Below are 22,343 nucleotides of genomic sequence, written 5' to 3' on the forward strand. Positions count from 1 at the left end.
ACAAAAAGACGCCAGTCATGGAAGAAGTCATGACTGGCGTCAAAGGGGAGAGTACCGCCTACATGCTTACTTATCAGTGCCCGGCGTGCGGGGAAATCTCAAAGCTCAGCGACGCCCGATCCGACACAAAATCCAAACCATTTTGTGTAGAGGGCACAATGTGATTGGTGTGGATGTACCAGGTCTTGGCGGTGGTCACCTGGAAACTGGCTTGGCCTTGGGCATCGGTGCGCAGGAGCGTAGCGCTACCGTGCCCACCCTTGACCGGTGCGTCAGCACGATGACCGACGTACACGCGTAGGTTGGGCACTGGCGTGCCCTGCTGCAGCACCTGGAACGACAGCTGTTCGCCGACCTTCACGCTTCCAGGATTGCGGGCCAAGCGGATCTCCAGCGGATAGCCCAGCGAGGCAGCGAAATCGTCGGTCAGTTTTGTGCCCACCTGTCCAATGGTACGAGCATGCTTGGTATAGCTATAGGTGACCCCTTTGGGAAACTTGCTCGCATCATAGGTGGCCAGGGTATCGGGCAAGTCTTCCAACTCCAGGTACTTGCCGAACTCGCTGGCCGTACGCGTGCTGGTGGAGGCCATCGTCGAGACCCCCAGCAGATAGGTGCCCTCGCCCGCCGGATGCACGGTGAGCTGGCTCTGCTTGCCGACCTCTTTCCAACTGGCCAAGTCCGGTGCAGCCTTAGCGCCGCCCTGACTCAGCGAAACGTCCTGTAGACGCGCTCGGGTGACTGCACCTGCACTTTCATCGAAGGTGCCATTGTTCACCAACGCTGTGTTCGCCTCGCCCGCTGCGGTGCCAGGCTTGGAGAAAGCGACAAACAGGTCGTGCGCACCGGCACTGCCGGCCACAGCGAACAGCAGTAGTGTGGCGGATAGTTGCGTGTTTCTCATGATGTGTAGCTCCTCGTGATCGTGGCTTACCAGTGGTAACCAAAGCGGACATTCCAGCGACGACCCAGCAAGTCGTACGTCATGGTGTCGGTGTCGGTGTTGGGGTTGTTCTTCACGAACGGCGCCTTCTTATCGAGCACTTTTTCAACGCCGGCGGAGATATCCCACTTCTTCTTGATGCCGTAGCTCAGTTGCAGGCTGTGGTACACCACGCTGGACACATGCGAGCCGATCGTGTCGGGCACGGCGATGATGTCGTCCGCGCTGCCGATGTACTGCGCCGAATAGACGCCGGTCCAACGGTTCTTGCCCATACGCAGTGAGCCCAAGCCACGCCACTGGGTGTAGCTACCCAAGCCGCTGGTGATCTTGCCGGCGTACTCAATGGTGGTGGCCCCGGGCGTGAGCGCCCCCAACCCACGCGGGGTGAGTCTGGAGGTCCTGGAAGCCCTGCTGGATCTGGTCATGGCCTCGGGCAAGGTACGTGTGGTCGACGTGGCGGAACTGTGTCCGCCCCTGGATCCGGATCAAGCCACCGCACGTGTGGCCGCGCGTTTGATCCACCGAATGGTCAGTGCGCAGGCTCAGTGAAGTGATATCGGCTGGCAAAAGGCAGTGAGCTAATGGGAACGCTCAGCCAGCAACTGCTTCATTTGCGCGATCTCCTGTGTCTGCGAGGTAATAATGTCCTGGCAGAGCTTCACCAACTCAGGATCCTTCAGACGATTCTCCTCACACATCAGGATGGCGCCAGCGTGGTGGGGAATCATCGAACGGATGAACTGTTTGTCAGTGACCGCTGCTTGAGTGCGAATGCCCCACCAGCAGAACAGCATGAACGCCACCGTCAGACCAGCCAGAATCAGATTGCGTCGGCGATCGGGGTACATGCTGGACATTAGCCACAGCTCGATCAGCAGCATGGGAGCGGCCATCAGGCCCGCCATGTAGAACTGGTTCACGTTGTTATAGACGTTAGCCCACTGATCGACCATTGCGTACATCAATGCGTACATGGCCACGAAAGACAGGCCCATCATCAACAACAGGCGGCCGTAATGGCCTTGATGCCCTTGTTGTGCCTGGTGGGCAGGTTGGTGTGAGGCGTGCGGTTTTGCGTGCTGGGACTGCGGGTCTTGCGCGTTTTCGTGCGTACCGTGCGAAGAGGACATAACAATCTCCGTGGGAATGGCAGAACGGCGGAAGAACCCGCGAACTGTTGGAACAGCTCCCGGGCTGAGAACACTTACATACCCTTGCCGGCAGCGAATTCCTGCGGGCTCAGCTTGCCATCTTTGTTGCTATCGAGCATGCCAAAGTGCGGCGCCAGCTTGTGCTTGGCCAGTTCTTCCTTGGACAGCGAGCCGTCCTTGTTGGCATCGAGCTTGGTGAAATCGGCATCGGCCGCCGCCGGCTTGTGCTGACCGTGGTCGGTGGTGGGCGTGGTGGTCTGGCCGCCGGCGAAGGCCGCGCCCGCCATCAGGAACAAGGCCATCATCGAGAGGGAGGCATAACGCTTCATTGCAGTACTCCTTGTGGGATATGAGCCATCAGTGACAGGAATGGCCGCGCGCAGGCTCATCGGCGCGGTCAGGGTGGGGGGTGGCAACAACGGTGGAGCCGGACAAACGCAGGGCATTGGTGACCACCGAAACCGAGCTCAGGCTCATGGCCAGGGCCGCCATCATCGGACTGAGCAAAAGGCCGAAGCTGGGATACAGCAAGCCGGCGGCGATAGGCACGCCGATGGCGTTGTAGACGAAGGCGAAGCCCAGGTTCTGCTTCATATTGGCCACCGTCAAAGACGAGATGGCACGGGCTTGCACGATGCGCCTCAAATCACCCTTGACCAGGGTGAGCTGGGCGCTGGACATGGCCACATCCGTGCCCGTCCCCATCGCGATGCCCACATCGGCTGCCGCCAGGGCCGGCGCATCGTTGATGCCATCGCCAGCCATGGCCACGCGACGACCCTGGGCTTTGAGTTGCTGGACCAGGTCGGCCTTGTCCTGCGGCTTGACGCCACCACGCACATCCTCGATGCCCAGCGTGCGCCCCACGGCCTCGGCCGTCGCCTGTGCGTCACCGGAGGCCATCACCACGTGCAGGCCATCGGCACGTAGCAGGTTCAAGGCAGGCAAGGTCGTGGCTTTGATGGGATCAGCCACCGCAATGGCGCCGGCCAACCGACCATTGACCGCCAGGAACATCACGCTAGCGCCTTCTTTCCGAAGACGCTCGGCGCTGCTTTGCAAAGGTGCTACATCGGCGCCAACCGACGCCATCAGGCTTTGGTTGCCGAGCACGACATCCTGATCGGACACGCGCCCGCGGACGCCTTGGCCGGTGAGCGAATCAAAATCTTGGGCGGCCACCAGGTTCAAGCCACGTCGCTGGGCTTCAGCCACGATGGCCTCGGCCAAGGGGTGCTCACTGCCCTGCTCCAAGCTGCCGGCCAAACAAAGGATCTGATCGGCGTCGAAGCCGGCGTTGGAGAGCGTGTCGCGAAAGGCTGGACGCCCCTCGGTCAACGTACCGGTCTTGTCCACGATCAACGTGTCGATCAGACGTAGCTGCTCGATCGCCTGAGCATCGCGGAACAGGACCCCGACCTGCGCAGCGCGGCCAGTGGCGACCATGATCGACATGGGGGTAGCCAAACCCAAGGCACACGGGCAAGCAATGATCAGAACCGATACGGCATTGAGGACGGCAAAGGTCCAGGACGGTTCGGGTCCAAACAGACCCCATCCGAAGAACGTGAGCACCGCCGTGGCCAGCACGGCCAGGACAAACCAGTACGCCACCTTGTCCGCCATACGCTGCATCGGCGCGCGGGAGCGCTGGGCTTGGGCTACCAACTGCACAATCTGCGCCAGTACCGTCCCGGATCCGACTTTGTCCGCCCGGATGACTAAGGCGCCCGTCCCGTTGAGCGTGGCGCCTATAACGTGATCACCGACAGCCTTCTCCACCGGAATGGGTTCACCGGTCAGCATCGACTCATCGACACTGGCGCGGCCTTCGATGACTTCCCCATCGACCGGCACCTTCTCGCCCGGTCGTACGCGAAGCAGATCACCCACGTGCACGTGATCCAGCGCAACGTCCTCTTCGCCCCCATCGGGTTTGACGCGGCGAGCCGTCTTGGGCGCCAATCCCAGCAGGGACTTGATGGCCGCCGAGGTTTTGGAACGCGCCCGCAGTTCCAGCAGCTGTCCGAGCAGGGTGAGCGAGACGATGACCGCTGCCGCCTCGAAGTAGACCCCTACCCGTCCATGCTCGCGGAAAGAGTCCGGAAACAGGTCCGGTGCCACGGTGGCCACCACGCTGTAGCCAAACGCGGCGGCCACGCCGATGCCGATCAGCGTCCACATGTTGGGGCTGCGATTGCCGATGGACTGTAGGCAGCGCTCAAAGAAAGGCCACCCCGCCCAGAGCACCACCGGGGCGCTCAGCACGAGCTCAATCCAGGTGCGCGCCTGCGTGGACAAGCCGGGCAGACGGTGTCCCAGCATGGCCAAGACCAGGACGATCAACGTCAAAGGCAACGTCCACCAGAACCTTCGGGTGAAATCGCGTAACTCTGGATTGTCGTCCTCCTCCAGCGAGGGCATCTCCGGCTCCAGCGCCATGCCGCAGATCGGACAGGTGCCGGGACCTGGCTGACGAATCTGCGGATGCATCGGGCAGGTGTAGACCGTGGCGTGGGTACCGCTGGGTTGGGCCACCGCTGCTGGGGCGGTCACTTCAACTTGCTGGGGAGCATCGTCCGTATAGCGGACGGGATTGGTGATGACCCGTCCATCCGCAGCCTCGACAGGGGCTGCGCCTGCAGAATGGTGATGGTCATGGGACGACGGTGAGTTCATGCCGATGCTCGCTTTAGTGGGGATGGACTGCCAAGGCAGTGTGCCATTGCGGGTTACACAGCTATTCGGGGCTGAGCGTCCCGAGCACTGAAACAACAATCAGGATCAAGATGGCCAGCGCGGCCTCAGCCGTAACACTCTGCCGCAAAGCCCGCACCTCCTGCGCGGGATCTCCGCTGGTCAGCGCTCGTTCCAAGCGCGGCACCAGCGTCCATCGGTGCAGCGCTCCCAAACCCAGCATTCCAGCGAACAGGGCCAGTTTGAAAAGCAGCAACTTCCCGTAGGTGCTCTGGAACAGGGCCGAAAACGACCACGCGGTGAGATCCCCGTAGTGCGCGATGCCGGACACGATGAGCGCACCAACGAAGATCGTTCCCAGCGTCGAAAAACCATGCAGAAAGTCATGCGTTGATCGCAGACGCCCGCTGCCGTTCGTCTCTTTGCCGCGCAGCAGCATGGCAAGGAACATCAGGACCGCTGCGATCCAGCCGCCTGCCGCGAGAAGATGGACGATGCCTGCAGCAAGCCGGACCGCGCCTGCCAAGCCCTCGCCAGCGGCGGCGTGGCCGTTCCATGCCAGCGAAGCGAGTGCGCCGCCCGCCAGCATCGCCCCCAGCGGGAAGGCGGTCTCCACCTTCCCGCGGCGACGATGCCATCCGAGCACGAACATCAGGGCGACCAGCAGCGCGCCTCTCGCCATGGCTGCCCGGCCCGCGGACGTCTCGAGCAGATACCAGCCAAGCGATGCGCGATCAACCTCGGCAAGCGGCATTCCCATGATGCCCGCGGTCTTGAAGACGACATCGAGCCCGGTGAGCACGAGACCGGCTACGGCACCCGCCAATAGAACGCCCATGAGTGACCACCCGGCCAAGGCGTCGGCGAGTGCCGATCGACGCGACCCGTACCAACCGAAGAGTGGAACCCCGAAAAGAACCATGATGACAAGGTATTCCAAGAATCTCAGTGCATAAGCCGACAGGTCGAACATTCGCGACTCCTCAGCGCACCGTGAAGCTGAAGCTGCCCGGCATGGGGTGGTTGTCACCACCGACGGCGCGGTATTCCACGGTATAGACGCCCGGAGCCAGCGGTCCAGGCAACTTGGCACGCAGGGTCTTGCCGTTGTTGACGATCTCGGTCGTGAAATTCTCGATCGGCATGGTGGAACTGCCGTGCTTCATGAGCAACTTGAGACGCGACGCCCGCGGAATCAATGTCTCGTTGAACACGAGATCGATCTGGCCTGGCGAGGCCACCACCGCATTTGCCGCCGGTGTGGACTGCTGCAGCGCGGCGTGGGCGTGCGCGACCTGCAGCGAAAACTGCCCGGCCGCGATTGCGAGGACGAGCGCGAAGGAGCGAATGACGTTGGACGACTTCATATGGATAAATCCTCATTGGAATGTGATGCAAAGCCCGTTCGGGAGGGGCCGCGCTGTGTTCGATGCGACAAGCGTTAGATGTCGGACTGTCACTGAAACCACGATTTGTCGGATTTTCTTGATACTTCCGCTTTCGCGAGACGAGGATCCCACCGGCTCAGGCGGGATCCTCGACGCATTACGCTGCCATGGCGCTGCAGCTTTCCGCGCAGCGGCGACAAACTTCGGCGCAGCGCGTCATCTCAGGGTCGTTCATGGCGTCGCATGCATCGGCGCACTGGCGGCAGATCTCCGCGCAGGCACCGCAAACCACGTCGTGAACGCTGGCACCGCGCAGCATCGCGTCGGCACTGGTTGCGCAGGTATCGGCACACGTCGCCAACAGCGCGATGTGCTCCGGGGCCGCGTGAACACCTCCTTTGGTCAGGCAGTAGTTGATGGTCTCCAGGCAGATCGCATGGCATTGCGTGCAGTTGTCGATGCACTCGTTCATGGCCTGGGGCCGGTGTGCTGCGGAATGGTGAGTCATGTAGTTCTCCTTCTTCCTCGCGGGCGAGAATCGGCGCGCCCGCAACACCGTCCCCTGTTGCTGCGACGGATCAGTGCTGTGCGAACGGTTCAGTGGTTCCGTCGCGATGTATCAGCTCGACCGTGAACGGCTGCTGGCGTCCCTCCGGGACCTCCATGCCCGGAGAACCAAGCGGCATCCCTGGGAGGACCAGGCCGCGTGCGTTCGGCTTTTCTTCGAGGAGACGCTTGATGTCCGCGGCCGGAACGTGGCCTTCGATGACGTATCCGCCGATCTCGGCCGTGTGGCAGGAGCCCTTTGCATAGGGGACACCCAACCGCTCCTTGACCAGACCCAGGTCATCCATGTCGTGCACATCCACGGTGAATCCCGCCTTCTGCACGTGGTCGATCCAGACACCGCAGCACCCGCAGGTCGGGGTCTTGTGGACGGTCATGCGTGGCAGGGCTGCTGGAGTCGCGTCGGCTGATTGGACGACAACCTGTGCGGAGGGCGAGGTTGTGGGTTGCGCGGATGAAGCATCCTGGGTGCAAGCACCCAGACCAGCCACGGCAAGGACCACAAAAGTCAGACGGTGCAATGTGAGCGTAGTCATTTCAATCTCTCGACTCAGCGCTTGGTCCGCGAGGACCAGTGGATGTGGACGATCCGCCAGCCGTCCGCGGTCTCCTTCAGCACCATCGTCTCGTCGCTCTGGACGGTCAGTGGCTGGCCGTCCTTCTGGGCATGCAACTCGCTTTCGGTTCCGACCCACGCGAACTCGCCAGCGGCTCGTGCGCGCTGACGGAGCAGCTGGCGATGGGCGCCCTTGAGGAACGCCGCATCGCTGACTGCGTGATGGCCCATGTATTCCTCGCGGCTGCGTTCGGCGCCCCCGGACTCGAGGATGAGAACGTCGGCAGCGAGCAGGGCTTCGACCGTGGCCAGATCGCCGCTAGACAGGGCCCTGTTGAAACGCTCCGCTACGGCGACCGCGGCCTCTGCAGTGACTGGGACGTCGACGTCCGCAGATGCCGCGGCAGCGGGGTGATGTGCGTGCGGCTGTGTCGCCTGCGCCATTGCGGGGGACACGACGGCCAGTGCCAGTGCGAGGGTGAACGAGATTGCTGTTGCGTTCATTGCGTGGGCTCCAAGAAGATCAATGGGGGTGCGCATGGCCGTCATCGGCCACGGGCGTGTGTGGTGCAGGGTGCGACTCCACCTTGCCGTCGGGATGGCCGTGGCTCACCAACCCGACTTCCGTGTCGCTGGGTGTCGGGCCGTGGTGATCGTCGTCCACGCCCGGCGGGTGCGCATGCGGCATGGAGTTGTTGCCCGGCTCGAATAAGGCAGGGTGATCCTCGGCCTTTTCGTCGTCATGGTGGCCTTGCGTCTCGCCGCCGCCATGCGAATGGCCCTCGCTGCTGTCGACAAGTTCCTTGTACGCAGTCGCGTCCAGCGTGGGCAACTTCTGCAGGAAGGCCGACATGTTCCATATGAACTCATCGTCCATGCTGCCGCCCCAAGCGGGCATGCCGCTGGCCTTGATGCCGTGCTTGATCACCCAGAACGCCTCAGCTGGAGCGACCGGCTGTTTGCTTAGGTTCGGTGGCGCGGGGTACAGGCCCTTGCTCATCTCGGTGGCCGCCGCGTCTGGTGAAAGATGGCAGGTCACGCACATGGCGTTGTAGTTGCCCGCACCCTGGCGGATACGCTCAGGATCATCAAGGTTCGTGGGTAGCTGAAGCTTGGCGGCGCGCACCTCAATGGAACGCTCGCGCGCCGTTTCAAGTAGCGCATACACCGGGCGACTATGCGGATCGTCGGCGGCCACGTTGTACACGCCCAGAGAGAGCGTGGCGGTTGCGACCACCGCAACCAATGCCACGCCGGCACCGAGCCATACCCACATCTTTTTGTTGGATTTCATTGTCAGTTCCCCTTAGAACCAGGTACGAAGGCCGATGACCAAGCGCGTGTCTTCAAAGGACTCGCCATGCTCGCGTCGCATGTCTGCGGTATTGCCAAACGCGCGCTCGTACACCACGCCGATGTAGGGAGCGAACTTTCGGGTGAACTCATAGCGAAGTCGTAGCCCCGCCTCAGCGGCACTCAGACCCGAACCTATCCCGCGCAATGGATCGTTCTTGCCATAGGCGGTGACTTCCACCAGCGGCTGCAAGATCAGCCGGTTGGTTAGCAGCAATTCGTACTCGGCCTCGACATTGGCGGCAGTCTGGCCCCCTTCGCCGAGATAGGCTGTGGCGGACACTTCGAACTTCATCGGCGCCAAGCCCTGTACACCGATAGCGGCGAAGTTCTGCGATGCCCCAGGCTTGAAGTCATGACGCACACCGGCCACCACATCCCACCACGTGGAGATACTGCGGCCGTAAAGCACTTCCAGATCAGCCGACTCGGTCTGACCATCCGTGCGTTCGCCTTCACTGCGGAGCCAGACGCGATTGAGGTCCGTACCGATCCAGCCCTGGCCCTCCCAGCCCAGCCCGGTGCCCGGATCGGCATCCCAGGTTTCCAGGCGATTGAGCAGCACGTAGCTCTTGATCGAGTTGTCATGCACCGGATGCGCGTGTTCCGGCGCGATGGCCGCCTTGCGATCCGCGTCCGTCACCGCGGGAATCGGGGTGCGCGGCTGCGTTGGCGCTGCAGGCCCGTGTCCCATCTGACTGTGGTCCATGCCCTCCATCGATTGCATTCCCGCTTCTGGTGTAGCGGGCGCGGGCGAATCATGGCCCATCTGCGAATGGTCCATCCCCTGCATCGCAGGCGTGGCCGTGCCGGAGGTGTCGGCTGCAGCGGGCTGTGCCATCTGACTGTGATCCATGCCCTGCATCGACTGCGCCTGCGCTGTGGGCGCCGCAGGTGTGCTCGCGGGCGAGCCGTGCCCCATCTGCGAATGGTCCATGCCCTGCATGGCAGGCTCGGCTGCGTTAGCCTGCGGCTCGGCGTGGCCCATCGCCGCATGATCGATCGTCGCTTCGCTCGTCTTGGCCGGTGTTGCAGGCTTTTGGGCTGGCGCAGGTTTTGATGTCGGTGCCTGATGTGCAGAGTGATCCTGAGTCTGGGTCTGCGCGCCCTGCTCCATCTGCATGGAGCCGTGCTGCATAGATTGGGCGCTGGCCGCATTGGCCAGGGCCAGCGAGATAGCCGTCAGCGCAGTCAGGGTGGTATCGCGTCTATTGATGTTCATTCGTCGACCCTCACCGTGCGCATCATTCCGGCTTCCATGTGATAAAGCAGGTGGCAATGGAACGCCCAGCTGCCCAACGCATCGGCACGCACGCGATACGTGCGTCGGCTACCTGGCGGCATATCCACCGTGTGCTTGCGCACCATGAAGTTGCCGTTGTCGTCCTCCACGTCACTCCACATGCCGTGCAAATGGATGGGATGGGTCATCATCGTGTCGTTAACCAATACGATGCGCATACGCTCGCCGTAGTTCAGCCGCAGCGGCTCGACATCGGAAAACTTCTGACCGTTGAAGCCCCAGGAGAATTTCTCCATGTGTCCGGTCAGATGCAGCTCGATCTCGCGACCGGGGTCGCGTCCGTCAGGGTCTTCAAAGGTGCTCTTGAGCATGGAATACGTCAGCACATGACGGCCGTTATCGCGCAGGCCATTGCCCGGATCATCCAAGCGCGAACTCACGCTCATGGCTTGGTTGTCCAACAGGGGATTGTTGGTCTCGCTAGCAGGGTGTGATTGCATGCCCCCGTGCTGCATGCCTGCCATGGCACCATCGCCGGCGGCGGGCATCGCATGGCCTGCATGGGCCGAGGTCGCGTTACCGCTGACAGGTGGGGTCATGCCAGGCATGCCCATGGCCGCACCACAGCCGCCTTCCATGCCCTTGCTGCCGCCAGACATATCCATCGACCCATGATCCATGCCCATGTCTGCCATCGTCAGCAGCGGCCGGGGATCCACAGACGGAACGGGCGCGCGTAATCCTTCGCGCACAGCGAGCGTGCCGCTGATGTAGCCGGTGCGACCGGAGTCTTGGGCAAAGATGGTGAATGCGTCCTGCCCGGAGGGCTCCACGATCACATCGAAGGTTTCTGCTACCGCGATGCGGAACTCGTCGACGGAAACCGGATGGACATACAAGCCATCTGCCGCCACCACGGTCATCTTCAGCCCCGGAATACGCACATCGAAGTACGTCATGGCAGAGCCATTGATGAAACGCAGGCGCACCTTCTCGCCACTGCGGAACAAACCGGTCCAGTTGCCCAGTGAGGTCGTGCCGTTCATCAGGTAGGTGTAGGTGTTGGCGTTGACGTCGGACAGGTCCGTGGGCGTCATCCGCATCACGCCCCACATCTTGCGATCTTCCAACGTGGCCGACAGGCCGTTGCGCTTCACATCGCGCGCAAAATCGCCGACCGTGCGCTTGTAGTAATTGTCATGGCCCGGCATCTTCTTCAAACGATCGAACAGGGCCGTCGGGTCCAGGTCTGTCCAATCGCTCAGCATCACGACGTAGTCGCGATCGAAACTGAAGGGCTCCGGCTCCAATGGGTCGATGACGATCGGGCCATAGAGCCCGGCTTGTTCCTGGAACCCTGAGTGGCTGTGGTACCAGTAGGTTCCGCCCTGATGCAGGGTGAACCGGTAGTGGTAGGTCTCACCACGTCCGATACCGTCAAAGCTCAGACCCGGCACGCCGTCCATGTTGGCCGGCAAAATGATGCCGTGCCAATGGATGGAGGTGTCCGCGCCATGGATGGAGTTAGCGGGCAATGCATTAGAGACGCGCAAGTTGACCGTGGTGCCTTCCCGCCACCGCAGCAACGGCGCCGGAACGGACCCGTTGACCGTGATCGCGGTGCGGGTCTTGCCGGTGAAGTTCATCGGCGTCTCGCCAATGGTCAGGTCAAACTCAGTGCCCGATAGTACGTTGGGTTGTCCCGGCCCCTTGAGCGCCCAACTGGCTTTGGGCCAGAAACCTAATCCTGCGACTGCGCCTCCCAAGGCCAAGCCTTGGACAAATCGCCGCCGCGAAGGCAGCAGCGGTCCACCGCGTGGACCACGAAAATCATCATGCGACATGAAAATGCTCCAAGCGTCGTGTTGCCACCGGCGGGCGGTGGTACAGAGCGGGCGGCTGGCCTAAACAGGCATGCAAGCCACACCAACGGCGCCATTGCGGCGCCTAGGGACGCTTAGCCGATCGGTGGTCGGATCAGATGAGGCAAGGCAGGTGCCGCATGCCCTAGGGGCAGCGGCATGACATCCAGGCCCAAGGCCAGTTGCACCGAAACATGCAGGCGCGCAGGAAGTGCGCTCGCGCAAGCGTGTACGCAGGCGCACCGGCACGCAGAAGACTTGCAACAGTCGGGACCGGCATGGTCGCCATGCCCAGTGCCAGCCTTTTCAATCGATGTGGCATCGGGATGATGCTCAGCACTGTGATGGGCGAAGCAGTCTTCGTCGACTTGCACCGCGGCAGCCACTTCGCTGGCCTGCTCTTCCATGACCGGGTTCATACTGACGGACGCAAACGCCGACCACGCGCCGTTAAGCACGAGCATGGCGATCAGGAACAGTCGCAGTAGAAGTGAGGAGGCTGACACGGGCGACATGGTATATCACTTTAGACAAGGCGCGTGTGTATCGGTCGTGAACAAAATCTCAAGTAAGCCTGAGATGTCGCGACTTGTCAGTCGCACTAGCCGCGGACACTGCAGCTCCCTCCAGAAGCGCCCAAAGGGCGGGTTGAGGCGAAGAGTTGCCCATAGGGCGAGCGCTTGTTCGGTTTACTTCTCGGGCGTGGCCTCGATCAGCTTCACCAACTCGCGCTTCTGCTGCTTGCTTAGCGAGCCCCAGCGCAGGAGCAACTTGGCCAGCAGATCATCGTCGGTGTAAAGGAAGGCGGCGGGGATCCCCAACGCTTGGGCCAACCGCTCAGCAATCTCCAGCATGGGCTCGTGCTTGCCACGCTCGTACTGGTTGATTCGGGGGCTGGCCACGTGAGGATCCAGACCGGCCCGGATGCCCAACTCCTTCTGCGACAAACCCGTGTGCAGGCGGGCTTGTTTGAGGCGTCGAGCGAAGGTCGGTGTTGAGTCGACGGACAAAGTCACGCGCGCACCCCATGGAGACCCCATAAGGATGGCGGATGCACCCAGCCTTGCATACTAAGATATTCTTAGCTTTGAGGCAACCGGCGACACCGGTAGCGCCGCCCCCCCCCCAGGAGCCACGCCGCTCCCTCATCCCCGGAAACCGCATGCCCGGAACCTCGTCAATGACGCCATCTGGGGTCGCCAGCATCGAGGAGTTGGGCCTTCGTGGCACCCTTTTCCTAGCCGCACTGTTAGCCGCGCAGCTACGACGCCTACCGGTGGCGCCCACACGCCGCTCCACCTTGCTGGTGCTGGACACGCTGCGAGACTTGGCCTTGATCCAAGTTCCCTGGCCAGCGGATCGATGGCAGATCCGCCCCGATGCCGAGGTCACGCCCATCGAAGATCTGCAATGGGCTTTCGCCTGGTCTACCCACGAGCGCAGGCACCTGCTCCCGGTGCTGGAAGACCAACTCGGCGATATGGCACACGATGTAGACTTGGCGGACGCGAAACTGGAGCTGTGGGATGAACTTGCACTCTGGGAGACCGAGCAGTTTCTGGAGCAGCAATTGCTCAAACATCACTTCGACCCAGGCTGGGCACGTGATGTGGGGTTCGTCTTTCAATCCGGACCGCGGGGCTTGCCGATCGCGCGGTGGCGTTACTGCTGCTGGGCGGCGGTACGCCAAGGTGCCTCGGTGGCGATGCGTCTTGGCGTGCACGACAGCGCCCATGTGCGGGAAGCCATCTTTCAGGAGGTCCAGAAGCGCCTGCGCTACCTGATGACCAGTTCGCCCGAGCAAGGCATGTTCAAGCCCTATCATTTGGCACCGGAGTCCTCAGTAGCCAAACTGTTTGTAGATTGGGTCGTCCCTATGGAATGGGCGTACTGGACAGGTGAGCGCCACCCCAGCCGCTAGCAGACAAACGAGCAGCCTCGTCAGTCGGCTCCCCCATCTTGCGCATGGCCGCGCCGAGTTTTCTTCACCGCATTTTGTGCTGGCGTCAGTTGATTCAGTAGAGGCTCTAGCGCTTCAAGACGTGCATTGGCACGCAACGCATCGGCTTCAGCGCTCTCGCGGCGCTCACGCTCCCGCGCAAGGGTGTCTTGAACTTGAGCTAGCTCGTTGCGCATGGTATCCAAGGTCTTGGCGTCAGTCTTCCAGCGCTCCTGCAGTGCCAAATAGTCCGTCGCGGTCTGGCGCAACGCCACGACCTCGCTGTGTTGGCCTTCGTGGGCCTGTCGTAGCTGGGCAAGCTCACGCTCAATCCGCCCGTGGCGCTCCAGCCATTGACCATTGTCGCGGTTCAGCACCAACAGCTCCTGATTCTTCGCGCCCAAGGCTTCATTGGCCTGACGTAAGGCTACTTGCAGCTCTTGGACCTGATGCTCGTGACGGCGAAGCTCTTGCTCACGCTGCTCTTTGGTTGAAGTGCGGTAGTGCTCAAGCGCTTCCCGGGCATGGGCATGCTTGTCCTCCAGAGAACGCGTATGCGCCTCATGATCAGCCAGCCGCACCGTCATGCCAGCGATGCGCTCGTTCAACTGGGCGATTTCCGCGATCCTGTCACCTAGATTCTGTTGAAGGAGGGCGTGAGCAGCTTGCTCTTGGTGCAGGCTTGCTTCGGTGCGCTGCAGCCGACTGCTCAAGGCGGCAGCCTCCTCTTGGGCACCGGAAAGCGCCTGTTGCCGACTGTGGAGCTCAGCCTGATGGCGCTCACGCTCCTGGGTGAGGATGGCCTCTGCTTCCTCCTGGAGCCGCGAGGCCAAGCGCGCAACCAAGTCCTGCAAAGCATCACTAACGGCTACCGTCCTCGCCGGACCGCCGCCTTCCTCTCCTTCCAGTTCACGCAAGTAGCGGTGGATCGTGGTCTTGGAGCCCGTGTTGCCCAAGGCCACTCGCACCGCGTCGACTGACGGCTTCTTGCGTTGGGCCAGCAGCGCGTCGCGCGCCTTCTGGACGTCACTCTTATAGAGTCCTGCGCGCGCCATCGTGCCACCTCACTTTATTTCGTAATGTATTACATACCATGTAATTACATACTATTAAAGCAGGTAGACGACCGCTCGTCGGCGAAAATAGTTATACGGGATAATGTGGAATTATCCCGCCTTAGCCCCAAAACTGGGGTAGAGTCGGCCCGAAGCGGTACGAAACCCTCAGCGCAGGCGATTCGTCGTCGGTCCGCAGCGATGGCAAGCGGGGAGCACCCACCATGAGCACGGTCGAGCAGTACCTGGATGCGGCCACCCGCGCCAACACCGAGCGCGCGTACGCCGGCGCGACCCGTCACTTCGAGGTCGACTGGGGCGGTCATCTGCCGGCGACCGCCGATCAGGTGGCCCGCTACCTGGCCGCCTACGCGGGGCAACTCGCACTCAACACGCTCAAGCACCGGCTCGCAGCCTTGGCCCAGTGGCATCACGCGCACGGCTTTGCCGACCCCACGCGGGCCCCGATCGTGCGCAAGGTGCTCAAGGGCATCCAGACCTTGCACCCGAGCCAAGAGAAGCGCGCCACACCGCTGCAGCTCACGCAACTGGGCCAGGTGGTGGATTGGCTCGACGGCGCCGCGGCCGCGGCCGGCACGCGCGGCGATCCGGCCGGCCGGCTCCGGCACCTGCGCGATCGCGCCCTGGTGCTGCTGGGCTTCTGGCGCGGCTTCCGCGGCGACGAACTGGTTCGTCTGCAGGTGCAGGACCTGCGCCTGGTGCCCGGCGAAGGCATGACCTGCTTCCTGTCGCACAGCAAGGGCGACCGCCAGCACACCGGCCGGACCTACAAGGTGCCGGCGCTGTCGCGCTGGTGTCCGGTCGCGGCGACCTCGGCCTGGATCGCGGCGGCCGACCTCCACGAGGGCCCGCTGTTCCGCGCGGTCGACCAGTGGGCGGGGATCGCCGCCACGCCGCTGCATCCCAACAGCCTGGTGCGCCTGCTGCGGCGGATCTTCCGCGAGGCCGGCCTGGCCTCGCCCGACGACTACAGCAGCCACTCGCTGCGCCGGGGTTTCGCCGGCTGGGCCAACGCCAACGGCTGGGACGTGAAGGCGCTGATGGAGTACGTCGGCTGGCGCGACGTAAATTCGGCGATGCGCTACCTCGATGGCGCCGATCCGTTCGCCCGTGAGCGCATCGAAGCCAGTCTGCCGCCGATCGCGCCCCCGCGCCTGGCGCTGCCGGCGCCGGCTGTCGCGCCGGTGCCGAGCACGACAGTGGAGGCGACCATCACGCTGACCCGGCTCACCCCGCGCGTGCGCGGCCTGGCCAAGGCCCATCGGCTGATCGAGCAGATCTGCCTGCACCCCCACCAGGCGCAGCGGCTCGATGCCGATGGCACTCGCTACCGCCTGGCGATCGCCGCATCTGACGACGCGGCGCTGGAAGAAACCATCGCGATGCTGCTCGACGAGATGCACCGCATCGCCGACAACCACCAGTGCTTCCTCGCCGTCGCCTTGCGCGATGAAGCGGGCGGCCGCCATTGGGACTGAGCTGCGCATGACGACGCTGCACGAAACCGCCTACCCACGCCTCAAGCCCGATCCCACCGCCAAAGAACTGCAGGACATCTACACGCCCAGCGAGGCGGAACTTCAGTGCGTCCGAAGCATCACCAGCGGCCCGGCCACGCGTCTGGCCCTGTTGCTGCATCTGAAGCTGTTTCAGCGGTTGGGTTATTTCACGACACTGGACGAGGTGCCCCAACGCATCGCGCAGCACGTCGCCCAGGCCGTGGGGATGCGGCGCGTACCGGCCGACCGGTTGGCGAGCTACGACACGTCCGGTGGCAAGCGTGGGCACCTGGCCCAGCTGCGGGCGTTCCTCAATGTCCGCCCGCTCGATAGCGCCGGGCGTGACTGGCTTGGCACGGTTGCTGAAACGGCGGCTCAGACCAAACACATCGTGCCCGACATCGTGAACGTGATGCTCGAAGAGCTGGTGCACCACCGCTTTGAGCTGCCGGCGTTCAGCACGCTCGAACGTCTCGCGATCGCCGCCCGCGAACAGGTCCACGACGCGCACTACCGCCAGATTACGGACGCGCTGACGCCGGCGATGCGGGCGCTGATCGACGAGCTGCTGCTGACGCCGCCGGGCAGCCATCACAGCGGCTGGCACGCGCTCAAGCGCGAGCCCAAGCGGCCGACCAACAAGGAAGTGCGCCATTACCTGCAGCACATCCAGCGCCTGCGTACCTTGGCCGAGCAACTGCCGCCGATTGATGTCTCGGTGCCCAAGCTCAAGCAATTCCGCGCGATGGCCCGCGCGCTCGATGCCAGCGAACTGGCCGAACTGGTCCCGGTCAAGCGCTATGCGCTGGCCGCGATCTTCATCCGTTCGCAGTACCGCAAGACGCTCGACGATGCGGCCGACCTGTTCATCCGGCTGATTCAGAACCTGGAGAACACCGCGCAGCAGAAGCTGATCGCCTACCAGCTCGAACACAGCAAGCGCGCCGACGCGCTGATCGGCCAGCTCCGGGAGATCCTGCAGGCCTACCAGGTCGAGGGCACCGATACCCAGCGCGTGGATGCGATCGAGGGCGTGCTGGTCGCCGACATCAGCCTGCTGATGGCCGAATGCGATGAGCACATGGCCTACGCCGGCCGCAACTACCTGCCGTTCCTGCTGGCGCCGTACGGGACATTGCGCCCGCTGCTGTTCAACTGTCTGGAGATCATGGGCCTGCGGGCCGCCAGCCAGGATCCCAGCATGGAGCACATGATCGGCGCCGTACTCGCGCTGCGCAGCCAGCGTCGCGAGGCGGTCGACGCGGCCGGGCTGGGGCTGGAGGTGACCACCGACCTGACTTGGCTGTCGGCCGCCTGGCGAAAGCACGTGCTGCCCAAGGCCTTGGCTGCTGCCAGCCCCGGCTGGATCCACCGCAAGTATTTCGAGCTGGCGGTGCTGGCGCAGGTCAAGGACGAACTCAAATCCGGCGACTTGTACATCCCGCACGGCGAGCGCTACGACGACTACCGCGAGCAGCTGGTCGACGAGGCGACGTTCGCGCAGGAGCTGGACGCCTACGGCGAGGTATCGGGGATCGCCACCGACGCGGCCGACTTTGTGCAGGGCTTGCGCACCGAGCTGACGACATTGGCCGATGCCGTCGATGCCCGGTTTCCGGACAACCTGCACGCCAGCGTGGTCGACGGGCGATTGGTGCTCAGGCGCCTGCAGGGCGCCCAGGTAACGCAGGCGATCGCCGCGGTGGATAGCGCGATCACTGAACGCCTGCCACCGACCAGCATCGTCGATGTCCTGGTTGACACCACCCGCTGGCTGGATCTGCACGTGCACTTCCGTCCGATCGCCGGCACCGACGCGCGGGTCGACGATCTGCTGCGGCGGGTGATCACCACGCTGTTCTGCTACGGCTGCAATCTTGGGCCGACCCAGACCGCGCGCTCGGTCAAGGGTTTCAGCCGGCGTCAGATCTCCTGGTTGAACCTGAAATACGTCACCGACGAGACCCTCGACAAGGCGATCGTCGAGGTGATCAACCTGTACAACAAGTTCGAGCTGCCCGGTTATTGGGGCAGCGGCAAGAGCGCCTCGGCCGACGGCACCAAGTGGAGCGTGTACGAGCAGAACCTGTTGTCGGAGTACCACATCCGGTACGGCGGCTATGGCGGCATCGGCTATTACCACGTGTCCGACAAGTACATCGCGTTGTTCAGCCACTTCATCCCGTGCGGCGTGCACGAGGCGGTCTACATCCTCGACGGGCTGCTGGCCAACCGCTCCGACATCCAGCCCGACACGGTGCACGGCGACACCCAGGCGCAGAGCTTCCCGGTGTTCGGGCTGGCGCATCTGCTAGGCATCAACCTGATGCCTCGCATCCGCAACATCAAGGATCTGGTGTTCTCCCGGCCGGAGCCGGGGCGGACGTACGAGAACATCCAGGCACTGTTCGGCGACAACATCGACTGGAAGCTGATCGAGACCCACCTGCACGACATGCTGCGGGTCGCGATTTCCATCAAAGTGGGCAAGATTACCGCCTCGACCATCCTGCGCCGGCTCGGCACCTACAGCCGGAAGAACAAGCTGTACTGGGCGTTTCGCGAACTGGGCAAGGCCGTGCGCACGTTGTTCCTGCTGCGCTACATCGACGATGTCGAAGTGCGCAAAACCATCCACGCCGCCACCAACAAAAGCGAGGAGTTCAACGGCTTCGTCAAATGGGCGTTCTTCGGCGGCGAGGGCATCATTGCCGAGAACGTCCAGCACGAGCAGCGCAAGATCGTGCGTTACAACCAGCTGGTGGCCAACCTGGTCATCCTGCACAACGTGGAGCAGATGACCCGGGTGCTGGCGGAGCTGCGGCAAGATGGCGCTAACATCAGCCCGGAAGTGCTTGCTGGGTTGTCGCCATACCGGACCAGCCACATCAACCGGTTCGGCGACTACACGCTGGACCTCAAGCGCGAAGTCGAGCCGATCGATTTCTCCAGGCGCATTCTTGAGTTCACGGCAGGTCACACAGCATGAAAGCCATCCTGCTCGTGGGTCTCGGAGGGTTCATTGGCGCGGTCGCTCGCTACAAGCTTGGCGGCGTCGTCCTACACCTGACCGCACAAGAGCGCTTTCCGTACAGCACGTTCGCCGTCAACGTGCTGGGATGTCTCGTTGTGGGCATTCTTGCCGGCCTCGCCGAGCGGTTCGAGCTGTTTGGCCCAAGCACAAGATTGTTCCTCTTCACCGGCCTACTCGGCGGGTTTACCACGTTTTCTGCATTCGGCCTTGAAGCAACCCACCTGTTGCGGCGTGGCGAGCTGTGGGTTGCCGTGCTGTACGCGGGCGCAAGTGTTGTACTCGGCATCGCCGCAGTCTGGCTGGGCATTAAGGCAACGCTGATCAAGTAGCTGCACAGCGATTGCACTGATCAAGATGAATTCGATGAAGCGATTTTTGTCCCTACATGGACTTTTGTAGCTTGAACCTTGCAGCGGTCGGGGATTTTCACCCCCATCGCTGCCCACCAAGGGCATCTATCCCGCCACACGGGCACGCGCCAAGTACAGGTTGGCCAGCCCCAACACCACGAAGCTGCGATTGGCATTCTTCTCCAGCCCTCGGTAGCGCACCTTGCTGAAGCCCCACAGCCGCTTCACCACCGCGAACACGTGTTCCACCCGTGCCCGGATCCTGGACTTGTTGCGGTTGCGCTCGGCTTCATCCACTTCGCCGCCCTTGCGCACCCGCTGGTTGGTGAAGTCCTTGGCATGCGGCGCATGCTCGCCAATCAGGGCCTTCTGGCTGGCATAGGCACTGTCGCCATAGACCCGCCGCTCCTCCCCGTGCAGCAGGTCCTCCAGCAAGTGCTTGTCGTGTACGTTGGCTGCGGTCACCGCCGCGCTGTGCGCCAGCCCCGTGCGGCTGTCCACGCCAATGTGCAGCTTCATCCCGTAATACCACTGCTGGCCTTTGCGCGTCTGGTGCATGTCAGGATCGCGGGCCTTGTCGGCGTTCTTGGTCGAACTCGGTGCTGCGATTATCGTGGCATCCACGATCGTGCCGGTGCCCACCTTCAGGCCGCGGTCCTCAAGCACGTCTCCCACTTGGGCGAACAACGCTGCGCCCAACTCGTGGTGCTCCAGCAAGCGGCGGAACTTCAGCAGCGTGGTGGCGTCGGGCACCCGCTCGCGGCCCAGGTCGATCCCCACGAACCGCCGCAGCGCCGGACTATCGAGCAGTGCTTCCTCGCATGCCTGGTCGGCCAGGTTGAACCAGTGCTGCACGAAATACATCCGCAGCATCCGCTCCAGCCCCACCGGCGGACGACCGTTGCCAGGCTTGGGGTAGTGCGGCTCGATCACCGCGCACAGCGCCGACCACGGCACGATCTGCTCCATCGTCGAAAGAAACACATCCCGGCGCGTGGGCCGACGGTACTGCTCGAACCCAACTTCCTGATCCGCCGCCATCGCCAAGGTCTGCTGCTTCATCGCTCGATTCCCGCTATCCAATACATGAGACTATTTTCTCAGGTTTTTGAGACTTGATCAGCGTTGCCTTAGACAAATTCGCGGCACCTGGCGTTACTTGCGGAGCGGTTGCCTCATGAATCCAGCAGGCGTTTCAGGTCAATCGATGGCGCTTCAGTGGCAAGCACGATTGTCGGTCATCGAGAAAAACCCCCAGGGCCGGACGAAGCCGGTTTCACCCACGGATCACATCGTCTTGCCGCGATGCATACGCGCCGATCGCTAAGCTCGCTTCAACACCCTTACCGCACAACAACAACGCTGCGACAGCGCGTCGGCACCCGGCGTCACTCTCGCTCAAGGAATTCCCCATGAAAGCCCTCGTCTATAACGGCCCGCGAGATGTCAGCGTGGTCGATGTCCCCGATGCGAAAGTCGAAAAATCCACCGATGCCCTGGTGCGCATCACCACCACCAATATCTGCGGCTCCGATCTGCACATGTACGAAGGTCGCACCGACATGCAGGCCGGGCGCATCCTCGGCCACGAGAACCTGGGCGAGGTGATCGAAGTCGGCGATGCGGTGGATCGGGTCAAGGTCGGCGACCGCGTGTGCCTGCCCTTCAACATCGGCTGTGGTTTCTGCGCCAACTGCGAACGCGGCAAGACTGGGTATTGCCTGACGGTGAACCCGGGCAACGCCGGCGGCGCCTACGGATTCGCCGGCATGGGACCGTACGAAGGTGGCCAGGCCGAGTATCTGCGCGTGCCGTATGCCGACTTCAACTGCCTGGTGTTGCCGCCGGATGCGCAGGAGAAGGAGAACGACTACGTGATGCTTTCCGATATCTTTCCCACCGGTTATCACGCCACCGAACTGGCCGGCGTGCAGCCTGGCGAAACGGTGGTGATCTACGGCGCCGGGCCAGTGGGACTGATGGCGGCGTATTCGGCGATGATCAAGGGCGCCAGCAAGGTCATGGTGGTCGACATGCAGAAGGACCGCCTGGCACTGGCCGAAAAAATCGGTGCAATCGCGATCCACGACGTGGAAGGCAGCGGCGTCGAGCAGGTGCTCGAACTCACAGAAGGCAACGGCGCCGATCGCGGCTGCGAATGCGTCGGTTATCAATGTTTCAACTGCAAGGGCCATGAAGTGCCCAACCTGACCATGAACAACCTGGTCAAGACGGTGAAGCCGACCGGCGGGATAGGCGTCGTGGGCGTGTTCATTCCCGAGGACCCGGGTGCCGAGGACAAGCTGGCCAAGCAAGGCCACCTGGCTTTCAACTTCGGTGAGTTCTGGTTCAAGGGCCAGCAGATCCGCACCGGCCAGGCCAACGTCAAGGCGTACAACCGCCAACTCTGCAACCTGATCCAGGCAGGCAAGGCCAAGCCTTCATTCCTGATCTCGCATGAGTTGCCACTGGCGCAGGCGCCCGAGGGTTACAAACGTTTCGATGCGCGCGAAGACGGCTGGACCAAGGTGGTTTTGAAGCCCGGTGGCTGAGTGCGGGCAATCACTAGCTTCACAAACCTGCCTGCAGTCAGATTTTCCTGTGGGAGCGACGTCAGTCGCGATGAGGCATTACCGGTAAAGCTTCATCGCGACTGACGTCGCTCTCACAGGATCAGCAGGT

The 22,343-nt window shown here is 62.8% G+C and carries 23 protein-coding genes; 6 read left to right on the forward strand and 17 right to left on the reverse strand.

Features of this window, described 5'->3' with window-relative positions; translation table 11 throughout:
* Positions 1 to 73: 73 nt before the first annotated feature.
* On the reverse strand, positions 74 to 904 hold the full coding sequence (locus LZ605_RS05050) for a DUF4198 domain-containing protein (protein WP_249844024.1): 831 nt from the start codon (positions 902 to 904) through the stop codon (positions 74 to 76).
* Positions 905 to 930: 26 nt separating this feature from the next.
* Positions 931 to 1,218 (reverse strand): TonB-dependent receptor, encoded by a 288-nt coding sequence (locus LZ605_RS05055; RefSeq protein ID WP_005413409.1) that lies wholly within the window; start codon positions 1,216 to 1,218, stop codon positions 931 to 933.
* A gap of 88 nt (positions 1,219 to 1,306) precedes the next feature.
* Between LZ605_RS05055 and LZ605_RS05060 the strand changes: the two genes are divergently transcribed.
* Complete coding sequence (locus LZ605_RS05060; RefSeq protein ID WP_187756563.1) at positions 1,307 to 1,495, forward strand: arginase family protein; 189 nt, start codon at positions 1,307 to 1,309, stop codon at positions 1,493 to 1,495.
* Between the two features lie 29 nt (positions 1,496 to 1,524).
* Here the strand turns inward: LZ605_RS05060 and LZ605_RS05065 are convergent, their stop codons facing one another.
* The 13 genes from LZ605_RS05065 to LZ605_RS05125 all read right to left on the reverse strand — a co-directional run bounded on the left by LZ605_RS05065 (position 1,525) and on the right by LZ605_RS05125 (position 12,803).
* The gene (locus tag LZ605_RS05065) at positions 1,525 to 2,076 is read right to left on the reverse strand and encodes a DUF305 domain-containing protein (RefSeq protein WP_031269107.1); all 552 of its coding nucleotides are present in this window, start codon (positions 2,074 to 2,076) and stop codon (positions 1,525 to 1,527) included.
* A 74-nt stretch (positions 2,077 to 2,150) separates the two neighbouring features.
* Positions 2,151 to 2,426 (reverse strand): hypothetical protein, encoded by a 276-nt coding sequence (locus LZ605_RS05070; protein WP_005413412.1) that lies wholly within the window; start codon positions 2,424 to 2,426, stop codon positions 2,151 to 2,153.
* 28 nt (positions 2,427 to 2,454) lie between these two features.
* Positions 2,455 to 4,590, reverse strand: coding sequence for a copper-transporting P-type ATPase (locus tag LZ605_RS05075; protein ID WP_024957401.1), 2,136 nt, complete (start codon positions 4,588 to 4,590; stop codon positions 2,455 to 2,457).
* Between the two features lie 247 nt (positions 4,591 to 4,837).
* Entirely contained in the window at positions 4,838 to 5,767 is a 930-nt protein-coding gene (gene copD, locus LZ605_RS05080; protein WP_017354978.1) for a copper homeostasis membrane protein CopD, read from the reverse strand.
* Positions 5,768 to 5,777: 10 nt separating this feature from the next.
* Positions 5,778 to 6,161: a copper homeostasis periplasmic binding protein CopC gene (gene copC / locus LZ605_RS05085; protein ID WP_005413416.1), complete on the reverse strand. Its 384-nt coding sequence runs from the start codon at positions 6,159 to 6,161 to the stop codon at positions 5,778 to 5,780.
* A gap of 178 nt (positions 6,162 to 6,339) precedes the next feature.
* Complete coding sequence (locus tag LZ605_RS05090; protein WP_012480213.1) at positions 6,340 to 6,690, reverse strand: four-helix bundle copper-binding protein; 351 nt, start codon at positions 6,688 to 6,690, stop codon at positions 6,340 to 6,342.
* 70 nt (positions 6,691 to 6,760) lie between these two features.
* Entirely contained in the window at positions 6,761 to 7,285 is a 525-nt protein-coding gene (locus LZ605_RS05095; RefSeq protein ID WP_012480214.1) for a DUF411 domain-containing protein, read from the reverse strand.
* Positions 7,286 to 7,299: 14 nt separating this feature from the next.
* Positions 7,300 to 7,845 carry a nuclear transport factor 2 family protein gene (locus LZ605_RS05100; RefSeq protein ID WP_223224792.1) on the reverse strand — a complete coding sequence of 182 codons (546 nt, stop codon included), beginning with the start codon at positions 7,843 to 7,845 and terminating at the stop codon, positions 7,300 to 7,302.
* A complete protein-coding gene (locus LZ605_RS05105; RefSeq protein WP_005413420.1) occupies positions 7,829 to 8,599 on the reverse strand; it encodes a c-type cytochrome in 771 nt (256 codons plus the stop codon). Before LZ605_RS05105 ends, LZ605_RS05100 begins: the two co-directional genes overlap by 17 nt.
* 12 nt (positions 8,600 to 8,611) lie before the next feature.
* Entirely contained in the window at positions 8,612 to 9,880 is a 1,269-nt protein-coding gene (locus LZ605_RS05110; protein WP_005413421.1) for a copper-binding protein CopB, read from the reverse strand.
* Positions 9,877 to 11,745, reverse strand: a complete 1,869-nt coding sequence (locus LZ605_RS05115; protein WP_012480217.1) for a copper resistance system multicopper oxidase — start codon at positions 11,743 to 11,745, stop codon at positions 9,877 to 9,879. The genes LZ605_RS05110 and LZ605_RS05115 overlap by 4 nt, the downstream gene beginning before the upstream one ends.
* A gap of 113 nt (positions 11,746 to 11,858) precedes the next feature.
* Positions 11,859 to 12,278 carry a transcriptional regulator CopL gene (gene copL / locus LZ605_RS05120; protein WP_012480218.1) on the reverse strand — a complete coding sequence of 140 codons (420 nt, stop codon included), beginning with the start codon at positions 12,276 to 12,278 and terminating at the stop codon, positions 11,859 to 11,861.
* 174 nt (positions 12,279 to 12,452) lie between these two features.
* Complete coding sequence (locus LZ605_RS05125) at positions 12,453 to 12,803, reverse strand: helix-turn-helix domain-containing protein (RefSeq protein WP_043033515.1); 351 nt, start codon at positions 12,801 to 12,803, stop codon at positions 12,453 to 12,455.
* 122 nt (positions 12,804 to 12,925) lie between these two features.
* On the opposite strand from LZ605_RS05125, the gene LZ605_RS05130 reads away from it, so the two are divergent.
* Positions 12,926 to 13,684: a hypothetical protein gene (locus LZ605_RS05130; protein WP_223224790.1), complete on the forward strand. Its 759-nt coding sequence runs from the start codon at positions 12,926 to 12,928 to the stop codon at positions 13,682 to 13,684.
* A 20-nt stretch (positions 13,685 to 13,704) separates the two neighbouring features.
* Here the strand turns inward: LZ605_RS05130 and LZ605_RS05135 are convergent, their stop codons facing one another.
* The gene (locus LZ605_RS05135) at positions 13,705 to 14,757 is read right to left on the reverse strand and encodes a DNA-binding protein (protein ID WP_021201903.1); all 1,053 of its coding nucleotides are present in this window, start codon (positions 14,755 to 14,757) and stop codon (positions 13,705 to 13,707) included.
* Positions 14,758 to 14,981: 224 nt separating this feature from the next.
* On the opposite strand from LZ605_RS05135, the gene LZ605_RS05140 reads away from it, so the two are divergent.
* From LZ605_RS05140 to crcB, 3 genes are read left to right on the forward strand one after another with little or no spacing between them, the layout of a single operon-like run.
* Positions 14,982 to 16,256, forward strand: a complete 1,275-nt coding sequence (locus LZ605_RS05140) for a tyrosine-type recombinase/integrase (protein WP_102947205.1) — start codon at positions 14,982 to 14,984, stop codon at positions 16,254 to 16,256.
* 7 nt (positions 16,257 to 16,263) lie between these two features.
* Entirely contained in the window at positions 16,264 to 19,266 is a 3,003-nt protein-coding gene (locus LZ605_RS05145; protein ID WP_249844993.1) for a Tn3 family transposase, read from the forward strand.
* Complete coding sequence (gene crcB, locus LZ605_RS05150) at positions 19,263 to 19,640, forward strand: fluoride efflux transporter CrcB (RefSeq protein WP_102947206.1); 378 nt, start codon at positions 19,263 to 19,265, stop codon at positions 19,638 to 19,640. Before LZ605_RS05145 ends, crcB begins: the two co-directional genes overlap by 4 nt.
* Positions 19,641 to 19,766: 126 nt before the next feature.
* On the opposite strand, the gene LZ605_RS05155 is transcribed toward crcB, so the two are convergent.
* Positions 19,767 to 20,723, reverse strand: a complete 957-nt coding sequence (locus LZ605_RS05155) for an IS5 family transposase (protein ID WP_102947207.1) — start codon at positions 20,721 to 20,723, stop codon at positions 19,767 to 19,769.
* Positions 20,724 to 21,073: 350 nt separating this feature from the next.
* On the opposite strand from LZ605_RS05155, the gene LZ605_RS05160 reads away from it, so the two are divergent.
* A complete protein-coding gene (locus LZ605_RS05160) occupies positions 21,074 to 22,213 on the forward strand; it encodes a glutathione-independent formaldehyde dehydrogenase (RefSeq protein ID WP_102947208.1) in 1,140 nt (379 codons plus the stop codon).
* The last annotated feature ends 130 nt before the right edge of the window (positions 22,214 to 22,343 follow it).

The organism is Stenotrophomonas maltophilia, from assembly GCF_023518235.1.
Taxonomy (GTDB): domain Bacteria; phylum Pseudomonadota; class Gammaproteobacteria; order Xanthomonadales; family Xanthomonadaceae; genus Stenotrophomonas.